The following is a 19,696-nucleotide window of genomic DNA, read 5'->3' on the forward strand; positions in this document are numbered from 1 at the left end:
TGAACACTACACGCGAACAGGAGGGTCGCGCATAACTGGCGCGATTACCGCGTGTCGCCACAAGAGTGTCGGCGTCCGGTGCTCTCATTGACGCGGGACCAACTGGCCCAACAAACAACGAACGCCCGGCTGGCAGGCCGGGCGTTCGAGGCACACGAGGTGTCGTGCAGGTTCTACCCCGGCATGACAACACCTCCACGTGCCGCACGCAAGCAGGCACGAGGGAGGTGAGAGAGATGGCCCGGAACACCAAGCAAACAGGTGCCAAGGCTGCCAAGGCTGCCAGCAAGGTCCTGGCAAGCCCGAAGTCGTCGAAGGCGGCCAAGACCGCCGCAGCGTCCGCCCTGTCGCAGACCCCGAAGCGGGGTCGGTAACCACCCGGTGGGTCGACGCCGCACGCAAGCGTCGACCCACCGGTCAACCATCCGCCGGTCGAAGGGAACGCAGATGTACTTCAGTGTGGGGAAGAACACCGCCGGGCAAGACTCCTGGTGGCTGTACGCCAACAACAACGAGATGGTCGCCTGGGCCGGTGAGACGTTCGCGTCTGCCTACAACGCCCAGCGGGCCGCAGCGGCCTTCAAGGCAGCGGCTTCGAGCGCCAGGTACGACATCTACCAGGACTCCGGCGGCAACTGGCGGTGGCGGGCCTGGCGATCCTCCGACAGAGTCGCCTCCTCTGGAGAGAGCTTCTCGAGTAAGGGCGCCGCCGAGAAGGCTGCGGACAACGTCCGTCGCAACGCCGGGTCCGCCACCCTGTAAGGCTGAGGGTGGGGCGGGAGAGTGCGCCGCCCCACCGCCAGTCTCAGGGTGAGTGAGCGAGAGGCGCCGCGCCGACGACGGTCACGACAACTCGGCCTAGCTGGCCGGGCACGCTGGGAGGTCTCCATCCTCGGCGAGGAAGAGCGCCTCCAGCTGGCGCCGGGTGACGGGTGCCATCTGCCTTCGGTGCTATGGCGACCGCCGGAGACCTTGCCATCGCACGCTCGCGCGCGACTTGGTCGACGTGGAACGGCCCACGGAGAGGCGGCCGCGACGCGGGTGGGACCTCGAAACTCGGTACCTCCAAACGAGCGACATTGATCCCTGTCGTCAGTGCATCCCGCTACGGTCCGGCGCATGGCCCACGCTGCCGGCGACATCGCCGCATTCACCGACGGTGAGACGCGCCTGGTTTATGCCGCCCACGTCAACGACCCGATCGGGCCGCTGTACCTGCTTGAAGACAACACCGCGAAGCAGTTCAAGTCGTACGCCAAGGCGAACCTGCAATGCTTCATTCCTGACTGTGCGACACCTCAGTTCACGACGGTGTCGCGTGCCCGGGGCCGTGACGGGTTCAGGCACCTGACCGGTGGCGGCCACTCGGAGGAGTCGCTGTTCCACAAGCAAGGCAAGCACGCGCTGCTCGACTGGCTCGCCCGCAAGCATCCTGACGTCGACGCCCGGCCCGAGGTGTCGATGCTCCCTGTGGTGGACCGTCGCGCAGACGTGCTCGCAACGCACGCGACTGGGGAACGGATCGCGCTCGAAGTGCAGTACTCGGCCATGCCTGCACCGGGCGACCGGGACTCGTGGGAAAGCCGGACCCGTGACTACCAGAACGTTGGGGTGTCTCCGGTGTGGTTCCTCGGGCACCGGGGCGTGCACTTCAAGCCTCAACTGGGCGGCGAGACCATCGAACTCGGACCGGTCGCCAGGGCGATCCTCGACGCAGGCATGCAGCTGTGGTGGCTAAACCCGATCCTCGGAGTGGTGGCCATCCCGTATGTCGTCGACTACGTCGAACGCGAAGGCTTCCTCTTGGCGCCCACCAGCCAGGACCGGACGGTGTATCTGTGGATCGAACCGATCGACTCACTGACGCTTACTGCCACCGGCCCGCACCACCCGCGCCTTGACGAGCTCGCGTACCACAGGGTCGCGTACCTGGCGGCCGAGCAGATCCGAACGGACCGTGAAGAGCAACGGCGAGCGACCGCGGTCGCCAAGGCCGAACGGGACAAGGCACACGCCGCCGACCGTCAACGGCGAGCAAACGAGCGGGCCGTCCAGAAGCAGCGGAAGGTGTCGGACGCGATCGAGGCGCAGAACACCGCCTGGTCGACCTCAACAATGCGCGCAAACGTCCTCGCGCGTTACGGCGGGCAGATCCCCGAACACCTCGACCTACCGAGTAGCAGCAGCGGCATCCGAGCGCACCGTCAGCACTGGCAGGCACTCGCGTACGGGCACCTCATGTTCGCCAAGCTCGACTCGATCGCGACCATCAACGACTGCTTGCGAGTGCTCTCCACCGACTCACTCGTGTCCAGCAGGGTCGCCGCTGGCGACACTATTCGCGACTGGCTTCAGCGGCTTCACGCCCTTGGACACGTCGACCTCGTTGAAGGCACTGAGGGGCGTTTCACCGTGACGGACCCGCCACGCGAGCTCCTGCGAAGGGAAGTACGGGCCGAGCGCCTTCGGACCGAACAAGCGAGACGGCTCGAGCAGGAACGCCGCGAACGGCAAGTCGCAGCGAAGCAGCGACGCCATCGCCGCGAACAGGCATGGCTTGGGTCCCCCCTACGTGCGGTCGTTATCGAACGCTTCAGCGGACTTCCCGAACTCCTCACCCTCGGGTCAAGCAACACCGACAACACCGGAGTCGACGTCGCTCTCGAGCACTGGCGTGCGCTGGCCGCCATCCGCATCGCCGATCTCGCACCACGCTTCGGCATCGAGGACTGCGTTGCCTCCATAAAGCGTGAAGTGCCCGTCACAAGCGTTGGTTCTCTTCGGACCGCCATCCGGGACTGGCTGCTCGCAGCCCAGCACGACGGGTGGGTGCTGGCCCTACCACTAGGCCGATACCTCGTGCAGGAGAGGTTCACCAGCCTGGACGCCGCGCCGCCACCCCCGCCTGCACCACCCATCGTTCGCGACGTCGTCGGCATCGCGGGACAGATCCACCTCGGACCCGTCGCAACGCACTGCCGGATCTGCCACCGACCGCTCGACGAGTTTCTGGCCACGCAAGGCGTCACCACGCATACCGGTTGCGCCGAGATCCCTGGGCGGTCCGTGGGCGTTCCTGCGGCCAGCCGACGCGGACGCCTACGGACCTGCAAGGGGTGCGCGAATACCCTCCCAACAGGACTCGAGGGCGCCTATCACGATGGCTGCACCCCGTGGGAGCAGCACCGAGTCAGGCATCAACTGATGGAATCAGAACCCAGACGGGTCGACGAGACGACCGACAAGTAGTTGAAAACCCCCTGACCGTAAAGTCTTGGGGCGAGGGGAGAACTGATGGCCGAGTCGGCGCCGTCTGACGCGGAGCGCGAGGATGGGCCGCCCCTCGGTCCGCGTCCAGACTTGGATGACTCGGAAGTTGCCGCGATGCTCGACGAGTGCGCCGGGGAGCGCGCGTCGTGGGTGCAGTTGACGTGGTTGCTGTCCGAACGCGCTGCGGTGCCGATGATGCGCGACGAGTCTGAGACGGTGACGGCTCTCGGCGCAGCTCTGGACGCCGTGTACTACAAGGTGACGTTCGATGAAGACGGCAGTCGTCGCGTCCAGCTGCGCCCGGCGAATGAGGCGGCCGGGTCTGGATGGCCCCCGCACGTGGTCCGTGCTGGCGATGAACGCCTGCGGGTGTGGGGCGTCCTCGCTCAAGCTGTCAATGACGATGCCGTACTCGCGCGTCTCCGGCATCTGCTCTTCCAGGCGAAGGTGCAACCGATCCGCGATCACGCGATCGCGGCAGTCGACGCGTACGTTCGGGCAGCGCAGGGTGAGTGGGAGGCCTCGGATTCGTTGACGTGGGCCTACGCGGCGTTTCGGCTAGCGTCCGCGATGAGAGACAAGGTCCGCGCAGAGGCGGCCGGCTTCTGTGTCCGCGACGTCATTGAGAGATCCATGCGCGAGGGCAAACCTGGGATCGCGACGCGCGGCGCCCGACTTCTCGCCGGCAGCCGCGGCTTGCCCTTCGCATTCATGGACCTCGCCGATCGGTTGCTTCCGGACTTGGATGGAGCGCTTGCCGATCAGGTGTACGCGGCGGCCCTCAGGGACGCCAAGCCTGGCGACCGGGCAGACCTATGGCGAAGTCGAATAAGACGAGGACTTCTGGACGCTCATGCGTCATCCGACGCACTGGTGCGAACGTCGAAGCTCTCGAGGGTCTTGCACCTGGCAGATCGCTCTGGGATCGCGGAACTACGGCGCGACGTGGCGGCCCAGTTGCAGCGCGCAGGTCAGCAGCGTCCGCAGATGATGGATATGTCGACGGTGACCCGATGGGAGCCGGGTCAGCTGGACTCCGAGGCGGACGAGATGATCGGGGACGACGGTCTCGGTCAAGGACTTGCCCGATGGGCTCGAACCGGGCCGTGCACGGGCAACGCCGCCGCGAACCGGCGCATGACCGAGGACCTACTTGCGGGAAGCATGCTGTGGGCTCTGCTACCGAAGCAGGTGCTGGACGAGAACCATCTACCGCGGTTCAGCGCTCCTACTGAGGATGAACGGTTCGAGATGGAGCTGGTGGAGAACGAGGCCAGGTCTGTGGCGATGGCGCAGCCTCTGCTCGCGACAGCACTTGAGCGGGTCGGCGCAAGGTACGGCCTTCCGAACCTGAGCAGCCTCTATGGGTTCTTGAGAACTTGGCCGGGTCTTGACGATGCAAGCGCGTATATGACTGCGAGTGCGCTGCTGCGCTTCTGGACGCGTGACTACGACGGCGCCTTCTACCTCGCGACGCCATTGGTAGAGCGGACATTCCGGTACCTCGTGGTCTCGGCTGACGAAGGCGTGTACCAGCTGCAGAAGAACCAGCGCCCGGGCCAGTTCCCGGGCGTTGCGGCGCTTCTGGATCCGCTCGCTCGGCTATACGACTTAGACGAAGACTGGCGCAGGTACTACTACGTGGCAGTCGTACATCCCACGGGCCTCAACCTCCGCAACCTCGCTGCGCACGGCCTTATGGGAGTCGTACATCGTGACGTCGCCGCTTTGATGTTGCACCTCGTCCTGCATCTCGGAACTCTGAGGTTGCGTTGAGCCGAGGGTCTCCGGGTGGAGCGCTGAGCACTTCCGCGCCGGGTGACGATTAGGCGGTCGTTGGAGCGCTGTGGTGTGAGGTGCAACTCGGTGGTATCACATGAGCTGCGGCACGAACTTGGCGGATGAGATCGCCGTGATACCCAGTGATGGACCCAGTAGCAAGGAACAGCTCGTCGGCCCACGGCCCGATCTAGGCGCTCGAGCCGCTTAACCGACCACTTCTGTTCTCACGGCAGCCGACCTCGGCACGGTGTCCCGTACTGGTTCATCGTCGGTCTTCCTCAGTCGGCCACGGGTACGGCGCGTTAACGACCATTTCCAGCCTTCGTCGAACGCCGAGCGGATGTCAGCTGCGCACGCCAGAGGGCTCTCTGGAGGCATGCCAGTGGCGGACTTTCACCGGGCCGGCACGGATCGAAGTTTTCGATCTGAAGGACCCCGTACCCCAGCTCCGAGAGCAGACACCACGAGGGTTCAGGGACAGCAGTTTCGATGAGGAGGAGCCGTGACCCGCTTCCCAGCGCCAGTGGTAGTCACGCTTTTATCCCGGCTGATCGTTGCTGTGCAGCTGGGACCAGTGATCGGCGAGCTCAGCCTCGTCGACGGGGACGTCCCCACTCGGAAGGTATAGGCGTGTGCCGTCAACCTCGAACGATGGCATGGAATCACGCCAGGAGCGGAAGTCGGTGGGCTCGTCTGAAGTGCGACGTGGTTGTTCGGCTTGGAACCTCGGCAGCTCGTCCCGGGGTTCAGGGCCGGGAACTGCATCTTCGTGCGGTGTAGGGGTAGACATGACCATCACCTCCGCGGTCGTATTAGCGTACGTCTTGGGCGTGCTTTGGGCTGGGGGGCCGGACCATGTGGGACCGCAACACCACGCTCGCCGGGGAGTTGCTCGCGGGCGATCCCGGGCTTCGTGAAGCGTGCGCTGAGTTGCCCGAGCTGCCGCAGATTCGGGCCGCAGCGCGCCGCGTGCGGGTTGATTTCGGCACCCAGAAGTTCAAGACGTTCCACGTAGTCGAGGGCGATCTGCTCCTGGACGACGACGAGCTCGCGCTGTACGCGCTGCGGCGAGCCGCGGCGCACCCAGCCCGGGGTGTCCAGGACCCGGCGCCGTCAGCGCAACTCGAGCCTTCGGGTGCGCTCGCCGGGATCTCGGTCGGGGGCAAGACGGTGCGCTGGGACGCCGGGAAGGTCCTGCGCTACTGCATCTTCCGCGAGAGTTTTCCGTCCACCGAGGCGTACGCGCACGCGCGCCGCTGTGTCGCCGAGGCCGCTCGGGCCTGGGAGGCGACGTGCGACGTGCACTTCGCCCACGCGGACAGCTGGGACGGGCACGATAATCCAGCCGCCGCCCTCGCGGACCTAGACCCTGACCTGGTCTTCGCCGTGCGCTACATCGACATGGAGGGCAAGCCCGTCGCGGCCTCGTTCTTTCCCACCAGCCCGCCCGCCCGTCGACGGGTGTTCCTGGATCCAGCCTTCTTCGGCGAGGAGCTCATCTACGACCCCGTCGGCGTGATGCGCCACGAGCTCGGGCACGTGCTCGGCTTCCGGCACGAGCACATCCGCTCCGGAGCGCCTCCGGACTGCCCCACGGACGAAGACAAGGTCGTGCTCTCGGGTCTCTCCCCGTACGACCCGACATCGGTGATGCACTACTTCTGCGGGGGCGTGGGCTCCACGACGCTGGAGATCTCTGAGTGTGACCGCGAGGGCGCCCAGAAGCTATATGGCCCGCCCTCAGCCGAGTCGCGTGTGCCGGTGGCATGACCGTGGCCATCCGACACGAGATCGACTACCGACTCCCGCTCACGGTCGTGCGAATCACAGGAACCGACAAGGTGACCATCGACAAGTACTCTGCCGAGGCCTTGCACGAACGGACCGGCGACGCCGCGTTCGTCACGACCGGGGACCGGGAAGCGGGAGGGGCAAAGGTCGCCTTGCTGAGAAGCTCGGCGTTCAATGATCTCGCCGCCACCCTCACACTGACCGATGACCAGCGCCTGGTCTCCGCGACGTCGGAGTCGACGGGCACTCTCGGCGCGGCGGTGACGCAGACGCTGGGAGTCGTCGCGACCGCCGTCGGCATCGCATTGCCCGGTGGGTTCGCTCCGGGGACAGCCTTGGACGGCCAGCCCCCGTCGGAAGCGGCGGACTATTCCCACGAGCACGGCACGGAGTCGGCGAGCCGGACGGCCTATCGGGGCCTCCTGATCCAGCTGACGGTGGCGATCCGCGACGCGACCGCCCATCTCAGCCGTCTCCTGACCCAGGTGGTCGGCGACCCGGAGACGTCCGGCGCTTCTGCGAAGACCGGCGGGACTGCCGGCGCCGACCAAGGTGCTAGGTGGTGGCGAATTCCTGTGCCGCCACCTCCAGATCCCCTGATCGCAGCTGCGCGCCGCTCGGAGTTGGCTGCACGCCTGCGAATGCTGCACCGGTTGCGCGACGAGGCGGAGGGGGAGCTCGCGCGTCTCGACGCGCACTACGCCGCCTGGCGGGCTGGGACACGCTCGACACACGCCGTCGAGCGGTCGTTCGACATTCGCACAGACGCTTTGCCGGTGCAGAACCCCAAGCACGATGAGCCCCTCCTCAAGACCGTGAAACCACGACCCGCGCCGGCTAGGGGGGACGTGGAGGAACCCGCTCCCGACCCGGATGTCACTAAGTCCAACGCGGGTATCCCAGAGCCGCCGCGCAGCCCCAGCCGCCGCCCAGGGGGGCCCATCCCATCGTTGAGCTACCTCGACGTGAACAAGCTCAAAGATCGTAGCGAGGACGCGTGGCAAGCGTGGCAGGCCCTCGGTGTGCTCGTCGTCCAAGTCGGACGGAAGCCAGAAGAAGGAGCGGCGCTCAATGTCCCGCGCAAGGAAAGGGACGGAGTGTGGCTGCGCGTGCCGCGCACCGTCCACTGGCAGCTGTGGCGGCAGACGACCACGCCGCCCCCGCCCGGAGCCGAGCCCGCACCCCCGTCCCACGTGCTGGTGAAGCTCGTCCGTGAAGGTAGCTCCGTAGTCGTGGACGGGGCCTGCCCATGCCGGTTCGTGCGGTTCCGGCGGTCGTTGTGGGCGCGTCGGTCCACGAGCGTCGAGCTCTCCGACAGCGGTGCCTTGCGGAAGTTCGCCCTCACGTCGACGTCAGCGGCGGCGGCCGTGGCGGCAGCTGCCGCTCAGGTGCCCGGCGTGGTGTCGACGGGGCTCACCACCGCGTCGACGCTGCGGACGACTTGGCAGACGCTGGGCGACGTGGACGAGCAGCGGCGACTCGCGGAGCTTCAGCGCCAGATCGACCTGCGGGAGAAGGAGCTCAAGCTGGCCGGCCTCGGCGCGACCGAGGCGCAGCACGTCGAACTCGCCCGGCTCAAGCAACAGGCTGAGCTGATAGCTGCACGCGGCGCGGTGTCACCAACTGCTCAGGAGACCGCGACGGTCGTGCAGAACACCGCTCTTCTCGACGCGCTGCGCGGCGCCTCACAAGCCAGTAGGGAGCTCCAAGCCGAGACGGAGCTGAGCGAGTTGCGTCTCGAGATCGAGAGGCTCCAGGCACAGTGGCTCGCTGCGAACCCCGGCAAGGCCTGACGAGGTCACGACCGCACGTACTTGGCCGGTGGCCCGCGACTGACCCTCGGCAGCCGACCGGCTGGGTCGGGCGTAGTCGACGCTCAGGCGAGTGGTGCGGCTCAAATCGGCGCCGACGGCGACTTCGCTGGGCAGGCGGCAGCGCTCGTTCGTCGTTGCTCGCGCTCGCGGTGCAAATGTCGGCCGTGAGCTCGGGTCGAACCGAAACGCCAGCAGAGCTGGGCGGGACGTCTCACCCCCCGTCACCTAGGCGGCCGGGCAACCTACTTTGGACGGTCGACGCGACACTCCGATGCGTGTGCAATCTGTCGAGCGTGCGGCTGTGCAAAACACGGCCGTCTCGACACCGCTGTCGAGATGCAAACGCTGACGCGGCATGCGGCACCTCATCCGGCAGGGCTGAGTTCGTCGCTCAGGTGTGCGCCCTACCGTCCGAGGCCGCTAGGCCCCGTGCCAGGGTTCAGCGGCGAAGCTCAGGCGCTGCGTCCGCACCCGAGCAAGCGACCGTCACCAGTTCAGGCCCCACCGCCGAGAGTCGTAGGGCGAGTGAGCGCCGAACCCCGCGATGAACGTCGAGCCCGAGTACCCACCGCTCGCGTACCCGCCTGGGTTCTGCAGCCCCGAAGCGTTCATGCCCACGGCCGCGTTGCGCGGCAAACCGGGCCGAGCGGGTGCGCGACGAGCGTGCGCGTACGCAGCGGCCTCCCGGCGGTACTGCTCAGCTTCGGCCCTGGCGCGAGCGACCTCTTCAGCTCGACGGGCGGCGGCGACGCGCGCGACCTCCAGCGGCCACCACTGCTGGAAGTCAGGGAAGGCGGAGGCGGCGATCTGAAGAAGAGCGGGGTGCCGGGACGCGAAGTCGAAGTCGAGCGGAGCACCCCGCGCCCACGTCTGGAACCACCACCATGGGGCGTTAATGATGTCCTGAGCGAACCCGTCCTTGGTGAGGGGCTCCCAGTACGTGGTGAGCCACTCGACGACCGGTTCGAGCATGGCCTCCGGTGGTGCGACTGGCTGAGCTACACGGTCGAGCAGCGCGGCCTTGGTCATCACAGCTGCCTCGCCGATCGCGACGGCGGCCTGCTTCGTCAGGCGGTGCGGCCCTTCGTGGGACAGCTCCTTCAGGTGAGGCTGCCGCACCTGGTACGCCCAGCGGTAGAACGCAGGCCCGACCCACTTCCCCCGGAACTGGCGCACGTTGACTTTCAGATGCGTCGAGAACTTGCCTGGGTCGATCTCACCAAGCCCCGACGCGACGTGGAGCCATGTGCGGACCGCGTCAACGGTGATGTCCTGGTCGACGTGACGTTGCCGGCGTTCGGGCCGCGTCCAGACGGGTACCAGCCACGCGGTCGCGAAATCGTCGAACTGGAACCTCGTGCACGGGCCGACCGCGTGGCTGACGTAGCTCGCGCAGTCCATCACCATCCCGAGCGTCAGAGTCGGCTCGGATGGCTCCACAGGTCTGGCGAGCACCCGGTTACGGTCGAGCATGGTCTGGCCCCCTGACGACGGGCGTACCGCGGTCGCCACCCATGATGCTCGTAGGCAACGCCGCCGGTCGAGGGTCCGACCACCCGGTCAGAACCACGTGGCCTTCATGGACCGCCGCTGATCCAGGATGCGTTCGGTGAGGGTGTCCGCGTACTTCTGCATCTCTCGCGTCCCGGCGAACCCCGTGACGGGCAGGTGCTTCTTCGAGTCGTCGACGCCACCACCCCCGATGAGCGGGCCGTTCGCCGCGGTGACGATGACGTCCACCTTGACGCCGGTGATGTCCGCCTGCACGACCTCAATCTGCATGCATGACACTGTGCCCGCTCGAACAGGAGGTTCCGTGCCACGCGCCGAGCCTGGCGGGCTTGAGCCCGATCTGTTGCGCTACGTGTTCCCGTGACGGCCGCACTCAGCGGTCGCGGCGCTTGCCGATGCGTCGATCTCGCGAGTTCCCCCCTTCCTAGGGTCTTGTCGGTGCCTCGCGAGACAGTGGAGCCCACATAGACGAGAGGGTGATGATCGTGTCGAAAAGGTCGACTCCGCCGGCTGAACCCATAGACTCACCACGCAGTTCCGCTCGGAGTGCCACTCCGCACGGTGGAGATTCGAACGAGCGCTCTGCACGATCGCGCCCCTCCCTCACCCAGGAGTCGCAGATGTCCATCGACCAGTTGCCAGCATCCGAGGCCCTCGGGCGTCTTGAGGAAGCGCGAGAGCAACTGCTCGTGACGTTCAACTCCCTCGGTGGTCGGGCCTCGTTCGAGAGCCTCGTCACCCGCATGCGCTCTGACGGTGGGTTCGCGGAGTACGACACGCGTCTTGCCATGGCGAGCCTCGGAGCGGTGATCACCGACGAAGGCGTTTTCGCTCTCGCCCGCTGACGTGGACAACGACGGCTCGGGCGTTCCTTTGGAACGCAGGATCGTCGGCGTGTCCGCGACGGTCGCATCGCGGACAGGTCGGTTCAGTGGGTTGACTCCGGGCAAGGGCGAGGTGCGCGACGAGGCGTTGCGTGACTACGACCGGATCTTGTACTCGTCGGAGTGGCGCCGCCTAGGTGGTGTCACTCAGGTGATGTCGCCGTTCGACGACGCCCAGTTGATGCACAACCGCCTCACCCACTCGGAGAAGGTGGCGCAGGTCGCCCGAGGCATCGCGAGCACCTTGCTCGCCAAGACTGCGAACCATGCCGTCATGCACGCGCTCGGCGGATTCGACGTTCGCGTCTGCGAGGCGGCGGGCATGGCGCACGACCTTGGCCACCCCCCGTTCGGCCACATCGGCGAGCGGGTGCTCGATAGGCTCGCCAGGGACGAACTGGGGATCGTTGATGGCTTCGAAGGGAACGCGCAGACGTTTCGGATCGTCGCAGTCGGCCGAACGCGCAGTGTCAACTACGAGGGTTTTGATCTGACCGCAGCGACTCTGGCAGCTATCGCAAAGTATCCATGGACGCGAGCCGAAGAGGTCAGGCAGCACGACGAGAAAGTCCAGAGCGACGCGAACTACCGCCGCGAGTGGCTGAAGTTCAGCGCCTACACCTCAGAAGAGCCTCTGCTGGCGTGGGCGCGCCAGTTCGCCGAAGGGAAGATCGGCGGCAAGACCCAGACTTTGGAAGCGTCGGTGATGGACTCCGCCGACGACATCACCTACGCCGTGCATGATCTGGAGGACTTCTACCTCGCCGGAATCCTAGACGTCGCTAGCGTGCATGAGGAGCTGGAGGCATTCAAGGACGGTCCCGACGAGGACAACGCGTTCACGGTGCTCCGCAACCGGCTCGCACTCGACTACCAGGACTGGTTCGACCCGGACCTCTTCCAGAACGCTGCGTTGATCGTGCTCGCCAAGTTGCGCTCGGGGTATTGGCGTCAACGCGGCGGTCGGCGCTTCCAAGAGGCGATGGCTCGCACTGAAGGCACGCAGCTCATCGGCCGGTACATCGCCGGAATGCAACTCGCCGAAGGCGTCCTGTGGCCGAACGGTCCACACGTCGGGCTGAGCCGCTCGCACTGGCACGAGGTGCAGATCCTCAAGCACATCACGAAGTACTTCGTGATCGAGCGACCTGACGTCGCCCTACTCCAGCACGGGCAGGAAGCGGTCCTTGAAAATCTCGTCCGGCTCCTGAAGACGTGGGCGGAGAAGGACGCCGGACGGTTGCCTGCGCGGCTGCGGGACAACCTGGAGATCGCCAAGAAGCAGGGATCGAGCTACATCGCCTCGTACTACGAGCGTGGTGGGAGCGAACAGTTCCGCGACGCGCCGCGCGGCAACCCACAGCGCGCAATCCTTGACTACTTATGCGCGCTAAGCGACGCGCAATGCCTCGCGCTGTACTACCGCCTGAGCGGCCAGCAGGTCCATCGCGGGGGACTCTCGCACGGCTTCTAGACCAGGCTGGCGGACGACGCTTGATACGGCCGGCCGGCAATCCCGGGGAGCCGTACAGGTACGGCGTCAACGAAGTCGACGATCCCTGCCGCATCGCGCTGTCGGCGCCCAGCCCGTGGTCTACACGCCCGAAGGGCTGGCCGTGACGGCGGAGTGGATAGTCTGCCTCTCCGCACACGACGTTGCTGCGCCGGACGAGGATGGCTCTCCGGACTCCGAGGTAGTCCACGACATGACCCCGCAGGAGCCTGCGTACCTGTCGGCGTACCGCGCGAGGTCGACGCTGCCGTGGCCACCTCGAGGGCGTACCTGCCTGCAACCGGTATCGACATGCCGTGACCCGGGCTAGCCCGGCCGTCATTGACCGCGTCGGTCATCTCGACATCCGACCTAGTTTGACTGCTAGCTCGGTCCTCGAGCCCGTTGGTCTAAGTACGAGGCTCGAGCGCAGCCAATCTGCGGTGCATCTCGACAGCAAGATAGTTTGAAAATACGGCCGGGATACTTTAGTACGGCCAGTCCGACAGCTGCGGCTCGCCGCTCATCCGCGCCAGGATCGTGCCGAGGCGCAGTCGTGGCCCTGCCCGGGATCAGTGACCACCCACATCTCGACGTCGTCGCCGTCGTCCTCGTGTTGCTCGTCCTCCCACGGCTCCTGTCGTGGCTGGCTTGTCGGTGCTCGGACCTAGCATGCGGAGCATGACGCGGTATATCGACGAGGACCTGCACGGTGCGGAGTTCCGCGAGTGCGATCTGACCGGGGCACGCCTGATCGGCGTCGTCATGCAGGATGCCGTGATCGACGGGCTCATCACCAACCTCGTGGTGAACGGTGTCGAGGTCACTGAGTACGTCGAGGCAGAGCTCGACCGGCGTCATCCGGTGCGGGTGCTGATCCGCTCCGAGGACCCTGCCGATCTGCGCGAGGCATCGCGTCAGCTCAACGCCGGCTGGGCCGCCACGATCGAACGAATCCGCCGTACGCCCGGCATCGAGCGCCGCAGCGTGAACGACGAGTGGTCGGCGGTGCAGACGATGCGCCACCTGGTCTTCGTCCACGACGCGTGGTTCCGTCGCTGCTGCCTGGGCTCGACAGAGCTGTTCACGCCGATGGGCATCGGGACGACCGTCGAGCCCTACCGTGGAGCGCACGGGCTTGACCTCTCGCTCGATCCGGCCCTCGACGAGATCGTGAGCGTGCGTGACGCACAGGCAGCCGAGCTCGAGGCCTGGCTCGACGAGGTCACCGCTGTGCAGCTCGCAGCGCGAGCGCCGGTGCCCGACGACGATGTCTGGCCGCCGTACGCCCGGGGCCGCTTGGTGCGGCAGTGCCTCGGCACGGTGCTCAACGAGACCTTCGAGCACCACCGCTTCTGCGTCCGCGACCTCGACCTGATCGAGGCACAGGACGCTCGGTAGTGGCAAGGCCTGGCTCGCCGCCGCCGCCGCTGCCGCGTGCGGCGATCGGTGTCGGAGTGTCCGGCTAGGGTCCGGTTGGAGGACCCAACAGGAGGAACCCGAAGTCGTCGGACGCATACCCGTTTCCGGTCGCTGTCTCTCAGCTCGGTGAGTGGGACTCCCGCGAGGCGCAGAACACCCGGGCTGTCCGGTGGCTCCTTGATCAGCCGGGTGGCCCCGTAGCAGTGGTGACGCCCCGCCGGACTTTCCAGGGCCAGAGCCTCAAGCGTCTCGTCGATCTCCCGGGGACGGCCCATCTGACGTGGCGCGGCCTCTTCGCCTCGTCGCTCGCTGGCCATCGCGTCCTGTATGCGTGGCCCGACCGAGAGCATCTGAACGAGCTGTGGGGTGTTGAAGCCGACGCGCTCGTGGTCGTCGAGTGGGGTGCGGCTGAGACGGCGTCGTGGATCGAAGACGCCAACCCCTCACGGCTGCTGCCGAGTGCAGCCGAAGGCCGCCCGGTCCAGCGTCGCGTCGCGCATCGACGCATGGAATGAGCGCAGAAGCTCGATGAGCGTAGGGCAGTTCCCAGGCCGCCACGTGCAGCCTGTGTTTGTCGTCGGGCAGAGGACGCACAGGACGCGGAAACGGTGGGGCGGACTGTAGCGACCTGCCGCGTCAGTCCGGCGTGACTCGGTAGACCAGCGTCATCTGCCCGTCGGCCGACGCGGGCACGACATGGACGGACCACCCGGGCACGATCACCGTGGCGCCGAGCGGATCAAGGGCCTCCTCCTCCGCGTCGTCGACGTCGGTCAGCAGGGCCGCCGCCGCGTTCAGCCGGTCGAGCCCTTCGACGCTGATCTGGACCTCCCACCCGGTCGCCGCGTCACCGGAGACCGACAGGAGCCGACCCGGCGGCATGGGAACCACGTCGGTGGGAAAGTCGCCGGGCAGGCCGGACACGGCGACCTGCGGCGGGACGACGATCGTCCAGGGGCCGGTCAGGCCGGTGAGCGGTTCGCCGTCGCGCACGACGAGAGCGCCGTACGTGCCGGTCGGCAGCAGCTCGCCGCCGACCCCGTCGACCGTGCAGGTGACCAGATCCAGAATGACCGTCTCGCGCAGCAGCCCGCTCGGTGTCCGGTCCCACGCGGCGTCAGCATCCGACTGACCCTCTCGCGGCAGGGTCGCCGTGGCGACCACCCGGTCGTCCTGGGTGACGAGCACGCGCACCCGTGCCAAGGCTGTCGGTGGGGCAGTCTCCTCGCCTGCCGCGAGCTTCTGCTCGACCGACGTCCGGAGGCTCTCTACCGCCCCGGCGAGATCGTCGAGCACGCTCTGCTTGACCGCCTCACCGGCGTCGCGCTCGGCGAGCCGGTCGGAGTACGACTGCTCGACCATCGCGAGTGTGTCCTGCGTGGACGAGAGCTCGGTCGACGGCGGACCTGCACCGTCCTCCGGCAGAGAGCTCACGACGTCCAGGTACACCGTGCTCGACGCGAACGCGCCGAGCGGACGCGGCTGCGGCACCGACCTCTCCCCCGACTGCGCTGATGGGTCCGACCACGCTGACGCGCGCATGCCGAGCGTCGGGTCAGGGGTGCCCAGCAGCGGTGAGATGTTCGATCCGCACTCACCGGGCGCCGCCGAGGGATCGGAGGGCAGGATGACGAGGGAGTCAAGGGTGGCGGTGTCACTCGGTGCCGTCGAGGGGTCGGCGGGCAGGACGATGCGGGCGTCCCGGGTGCCGGTGACGTACATCGCGCCGATGGCGACGGCACCCGCGGTGCCCACCCCCACGGCTCCCACGGCACCCACGTGCACCGCACGACGCCGACGGGCGCGCGACCGCACCCGCGGGACGTCGACCGGCGGCGGACCGCCGGGACGGTGACCGTCCACCAGGTCGTGCAGGGCGGCGCTCAGGTCGATGGTCATCGGGCCTCCTTGATGTCGACGGTGTCGGGACGCTCCGAGCTGGACATCACCGGACCCAGGACGTCCTCGAGCCGCCCGACGGCGTCGGACAGGTAGCGCTTGACGGTGCCCTCGGCGAGGCCGAGCCGCTGCGCGATCTCCGGGACGGTGAGGTCGTCGTAGAAGCGCAGGACGACGCACGCACGCAGCCGGGGCCGCAACGAGGCGAGCGCCGACTCGACGCTGATCCGGTCGGCAGCCGCCGCCTCGGGCGACTCAACCTGCGCGGGCCGTGCGATCAGGTGCCGCACGCCGGTCCAGCGCTTACGGCGCCGGTGCCCGTCGAGGAAGACGTTCAGCATCGCGCGCCGCACGTACGTCTCGGCGGCGACGACGTCCCGCAGCGGTCGGACCTGGCCGAAGCAGCGCACCAGCGCCTCCTGCAGCAGGTCCTCCGCCTCCGCACGGCTGCCCGTCAGGAGCGCCGCGTACCGGGCGAGCGCGTGCCCGCGGACCTGCACCAGGTCGTCGAGCACCTGTTCCCACGCCGCCATCGGCCCTCCACTTCTGAGTGTCATGGTCCAGGACGACGAGGTACGGCGAATCGTTGGTCACCCGTTCGGGCGGCTCGGCAGGCCCCCAGGTCGTGACCGGAAATGTGCGGTCACACCCTGGACGCACCTCGTACACGAGCGGCCCACCGCGACGTGCCGGAGTGACGGAGAGACCGGACCTGGCTGTGCGGCCCCAGCGGGCAAAGTACGACGCTCACTCAGGCGGGTCCCTCGACGGCAGCTGCCCGGAGCGTGTTCCGCCGGGCCGGTCCCACGAGGGCGTCCACGTGGCCACGGGTCTCCGGGCGCGTCGGAGCGCCACCGGGCCCTCGATCCCCGGCTGCGTCGTCAACGTGGTGGTGTCCTGGAACTTCGTCGTGTCGCCGAAGAGGACACCTCCGCCGCCCGCGGTCCTCACCGTCATCGCGACCAGCCCTGTCCGGTCGTTCAGCTTCTCCGTGAACACGACCACCTCCGGAGATGGGCGAGATCACCTCCGACTTGAACGTCTTCGAGACCCTGCCCCACGAGGGCGACATGCTCGTCGGCTCGGCTGACACCCCCTCGGTCGGGGTCTTGCTGCACGGTCGCACCTTGACCGACTCACCCGCGAAGCCACCAACCGGTCAAGGTACGACGCTGAGCGCCGGTGCATTCCGGCGTGATGACGGGAGCGGGTGGTGCGAGCCCCTACCGCCGGCGGGAACTCCCCCCACGCCCCCGCCAGCCGCCGTTCACCGGCGACGAGCCGCCGACTCCTCCCAGGTGCAGCGCGAGGAAGAACAGACCGGCAAACATCAGCGTCTGTGGGGTCAGAGCGTCCCCGACGTTCGCCTCGACGAGGTCGAGGAGCAGGGCGAGGGCGAAGATCGCGGCAGCGACGAGCGCAAGCATGAGTACTCCAAAGGAAGGAAGGGGTCCGGCGAGCCTGCCGGAGGGTCTGATGCTCCCGGTGACTCGGAAGCACCCGGATCATGGCCCACGGTCACGACGATCGCGAGTTGGAGAAGGGCGGCCACGTGGCCACGGGTCTTCGAAACCCCGTACCGGGCGAGGACGGATTCCCGGTCGTCTGCGCGGCGCACCTGTGCGGCACCACCTGCAGACGATGGCGGTCTCAACCGGTCGACGCACACATTTCGGCTGGCACGGTAGGACACCGTGACCTCGCCCGGGGTCAGGCTCCGGCCCGCATAGGTTGTTGCCCATGCGCTTTGAGGTCGACGCGATCCTGTTCGACATCGATGGGACGTTGGTGGACTCGACCGGGGCGGTCGTGCGGAGCTGGGAGGCGTGGTCGGCGGCGTGGGGGATCGACCCTGCGGAGGTTCTCCGGGTCTGTCACGGGCGCCGCTCGGAGGACACGGTCGCTGAGTTTCTTCCGAGCGACCAACGCGCCGCGGCGGTTGCCGAGCTTGAGCGCTTGGAGCTAGCCGACCTCGGTGATGTGACCGCACTGCCTGCCACGCGCGACCTGTTGTCGGCCCTGCCGGAGGGCCGGTGGGCCGCGGTGACTTCCGGGTCACGGGCGCTCATGCGTGCGCGACTGGCGGCTGCGGGGCTCCCGGTGCCTGACGTGTTGGTAGCGGCCGAAGATGTGCGGCTCGGCAAGCCCGACCCGCAGGGGTACCTGCAGGCGGCCCGGGCGCTCGGCTTCGACGTTCGCCGGTGCCTCGTCGTCGAAGATGCGCCAGCCGGCCTGGAGGCCGGTCGCGCCGCAGGGGCCCATGTGCTCGCGGTGGCGACATCCCATTCGGCCCAGGACCTCTGCGCTGCAGACGCAGTCGTTCCTGACCTTGGGGCGTGCAGCGTGGAGGCTACCGCCAGTGGCCTGATGATCAGCACGGCAGTCGGGCCTCGCGCGGACCCCGTACTCTGACCGCCGGTCGGATCTACCACCATCCGGTCAAAGTAGCCCGCTCAGCGGCCATCAACCTGCCTTGCATCTCGACAGCACGATAGTTCGAAGATCCGGCCCGGATACTTGAAGTACGACCACGTGGCGGCACTACAGCTGGAGCTCGACCCAGTCGTCATCCTGAAGGACGGCGACCTCGAGCGGCACGGAGAAGTCCTCGAGTGCCAGGCAGATCGCCGCCCAGCCCGAGGGTGAGACGAGCCGAACGCGCCACGTCTCGCCCGGAGCCCGAGCTCGAAGGCCTCGGATCCCAGGAGCGTGTGCGAGGGCGTAGTGCAATCGCGGCCCCTGTCCGTAGGCAGGAGCGACCGATCCGCGCAGTCGCGTCTCGTCGTCCGGGTCGACCACCTGAGGAATGAACGACTCGCCCGTCACGGGATCGGCGACGACGACGAGCAGCCAGCCCGTCGCCTTGTCGGCGATCAACGCGAGAGCGCACCCCGGGGTTCGGTCGCCGGCGACGAGGTCCGCGGTGTCCGGGTCGGCTGCTGACGCACGGGCAGCCAGGCAGTCGATGGCGTCCCAGTCTGGAGCCGCGGTGTCCATGCTGAAGTGTGATCGCTCCATCGACCCACGTCGATGCCGTGAGTCAGGCGGGCCGGGCTCCCGTTCTTTGACTGCCGGACCGGTCCGATGCGCGTTCGGTCAAAGTACGGCTCTCAGCGGCGGTCAATCTGTCCTGCATCTCGACAGAAACCGTGTCGAGAGTTTGAAAATCGGGCCCGGATACTTGAAGCACGGCTAGGCAGGCAGTTGCAGCGCTGCAGGTCAGGGCTGGGTGGTCGGCGGCGAGCTCGGCGGCTGATGGAACCCTCCGTAGCGCAGCGGCGATCGGATGCGCGTGCGGAGCTAGGACGTGTCTCCCAACCTCTGCTGCAGTCACTGGGACGTCCTAGTTCATGCCTGAGAGCCAGCCTCAGGGACCGAGACGGCCCGGACCGAGTGCGACCTATGCTCGGCCCGTGGTCTTTGAGCACCAGGTGAGCGCCGAGATCCGGTTCCTCACCGACGGGCGCATGTACGAGCCGGTCGGCAGGAGGGCCGGTGACTTCATCGCGGTCTTCGGGGAGCTGCAGAGCGGCCCGCACCGGCGTCCTGGCGCCGTGCACATGTTCCACGCCAGGTGCCTCCGCCCGGATGGCGACGAGGTGATCGCTGAGGCGAACCTCGACCACCCCGCAGATCCGGAGCTCATCGACGAGACCGAGTTCATGGTGCTCCTGTTTGCGCTCGAACGGGGCGACGTCCCGCCGGGGACGCTCATCACGTCGCTGGGCCGCGTAATGGAGCGCTGACAGCACAACCACGCAGGTCCGCCCGAGCAGCGCGCACGCCATCGGCAGCGACGCGCCCCACTGGCCGGCGCCGGTCTCGGTCGT

General features: G+C 67.5%; 18 protein-coding genes. 11 read left to right on the forward strand and 7 right to left on the reverse strand.

The genetic code is table 11. From position 1 onward, the window contains the following. Positions 1-447 precede the first annotated feature (447 nt). From HP550_RS17565 to HP550_RS17585, 5 genes are all read left to right on the forward strand, one after another. Positions 448-762, forward strand: coding sequence for a YegP family protein (locus tag HP550_RS17565; RefSeq protein WP_175348974.1), 315 nt, complete (start codon positions 448-450; stop codon positions 760-762). Positions 763-1,119: 357 nt separating this feature from the next. Beyond that, positions 1,120-3,249 carry a competence protein CoiA family protein gene (locus HP550_RS17570; protein ID WP_175348975.1) on the forward strand — a complete coding sequence of 710 codons (2,130 nt, stop codon included), beginning with the start codon at positions 1,120-1,122 and terminating at the stop codon, positions 3,247-3,249. Positions 3,250-3,294: 45 nt separating this feature from the next. Beyond that, on the forward strand, positions 3,295-5,046 hold the full coding sequence (locus tag HP550_RS17575) for a DUF4209 domain-containing protein (protein WP_175348976.1): 1,752 nt from the start codon (positions 3,295-3,297) through the stop codon (positions 5,044-5,046). Positions 5,047-5,982: 936 nt separating this feature from the next. Next, positions 5,983-6,822 (forward strand): zinc metalloprotease, encoded by an 840-nt coding sequence (locus tag HP550_RS17580; protein WP_175348977.1) that lies wholly within the window; start codon positions 5,983-5,985, stop codon positions 6,820-6,822. After that, positions 6,819-8,636, forward strand: a complete 1,818-nt coding sequence (locus HP550_RS17585; RefSeq protein ID WP_175348978.1) for a FliH/SctL family protein — start codon at positions 6,819-6,821, stop codon at positions 8,634-8,636. The genes HP550_RS17580 and HP550_RS17585 overlap by 4 nt, the downstream gene beginning before the upstream one ends. A gap of 507 nt (positions 8,637-9,143) precedes the next feature. Here HP550_RS17585 and HP550_RS17590 read toward each other — a convergent pair. Both HP550_RS17590 and HP550_RS17595 read right to left on the reverse strand, forming a co-directional pair. Further along, positions 9,144-10,130 (reverse strand): hypothetical protein, encoded by a 987-nt coding sequence (locus HP550_RS17590; protein ID WP_175348979.1) that lies wholly within the window; start codon positions 10,128-10,130, stop codon positions 9,144-9,146. A gap of 87 nt (positions 10,131-10,217) precedes the next feature. Continuing rightward, positions 10,218-10,439: a hypothetical protein gene (locus HP550_RS17595; RefSeq protein WP_175348980.1), complete on the reverse strand. Its 222-nt coding sequence runs from the start codon at positions 10,437-10,439 to the stop codon at positions 10,218-10,220. Between the two features lie 350 nt (positions 10,440-10,789). Between HP550_RS17595 and HP550_RS17600 the strand changes: the two genes are divergently transcribed. From HP550_RS17600 to HP550_RS17615, 4 genes are all read left to right on the forward strand, one after another. Next, entirely contained in the window at positions 10,790-11,014 is a 225-nt protein-coding gene (locus tag HP550_RS17600; protein ID WP_175348981.1) for a hypothetical protein, read from the forward strand. 1 nt (position 11,015) lies between these two features. Beyond that, entirely contained in the window at positions 11,016-12,527 is a 1,512-nt protein-coding gene (locus HP550_RS17605; RefSeq protein ID WP_175348982.1) for a dGTP triphosphohydrolase, read from the forward strand. Positions 12,528-13,226: 699 nt separating this feature from the next. Beyond that, positions 13,227-13,946 (forward strand): DinB family protein, encoded by a 720-nt coding sequence (locus HP550_RS17610; protein ID WP_175348983.1) that lies wholly within the window; start codon positions 13,227-13,229, stop codon positions 13,944-13,946. A gap of 227 nt (positions 13,947-14,173) precedes the next feature. After that, entirely contained in the window at positions 14,174-14,482 is a 309-nt protein-coding gene (locus HP550_RS17615; protein WP_210768251.1) for a hypothetical protein, read from the forward strand. Positions 14,483-14,603: 121 nt separating this feature from the next. On the opposite strand, the gene HP550_RS17620 is transcribed toward HP550_RS17615, so the two are convergent. From HP550_RS17620 to HP550_RS17635, 4 genes are all read right to left on the reverse strand, one after another. Next, positions 14,604-15,866: a hypothetical protein gene (locus HP550_RS17620; RefSeq protein WP_175348985.1), complete on the reverse strand. Its 1,263-nt coding sequence runs from the start codon at positions 15,864-15,866 to the stop codon at positions 14,604-14,606. Further along, positions 15,863-16,399, reverse strand: coding sequence for an RNA polymerase sigma factor (locus HP550_RS17625; protein ID WP_175348986.1), 537 nt, complete (start codon positions 16,397-16,399; stop codon positions 15,863-15,865). Before HP550_RS17625 ends, HP550_RS17620 begins: the two co-directional genes overlap by 4 nt. 214 nt (positions 16,400-16,613) lie before the next feature. Then, positions 16,614-16,865, reverse strand: a complete 252-nt coding sequence (locus HP550_RS17630) for a hypothetical protein (protein ID WP_175348987.1) — start codon at positions 16,863-16,865, stop codon at positions 16,614-16,616. Positions 16,866-17,089: 224 nt separating this feature from the next. Further along, complete coding sequence (locus tag HP550_RS17635; protein WP_146930266.1) at positions 17,090-17,293, reverse strand: hypothetical protein; 204 nt, start codon at positions 17,291-17,293, stop codon at positions 17,090-17,092. 313 nt (positions 17,294-17,606) lie between these two features. Here HP550_RS17635 and HP550_RS17640 point away from each other — a divergent pair, with 313 nt between their 5' ends. Continuing rightward, entirely contained in the window at positions 17,607-18,278 is a 672-nt protein-coding gene (locus HP550_RS17640) for an HAD-IA family hydrolase (RefSeq protein WP_175348988.1), read from the forward strand. A 129-nt stretch (positions 18,279-18,407) separates the two neighbouring features. Here HP550_RS17640 and HP550_RS17645 read toward each other — a convergent pair whose 3' ends face one another. Further along, positions 18,408-18,884 carry a hypothetical protein gene (locus HP550_RS17645; protein ID WP_175348989.1) on the reverse strand — a complete coding sequence of 159 codons (477 nt, stop codon included), beginning with the start codon at positions 18,882-18,884 and terminating at the stop codon, positions 18,408-18,410. A 395-nt stretch (positions 18,885-19,279) separates the two neighbouring features. Between HP550_RS17645 and HP550_RS17650 the strand changes: the two genes are divergently transcribed. After that, positions 19,280-19,612, forward strand: coding sequence for a hypothetical protein (locus HP550_RS17650; protein ID WP_175348990.1), 333 nt, complete (start codon positions 19,280-19,282; stop codon positions 19,610-19,612). Positions 19,613-19,696: the final 84 nt, after the last annotated feature.

This window comes from Cellulomonas humilata, from assembly GCF_013359775.1.
GTDB classification, from domain to species: Bacteria; Actinomycetota; Actinomycetes; order Actinomycetales; family Cellulomonadaceae; genus Cellulomonas; species Cellulomonas humilata.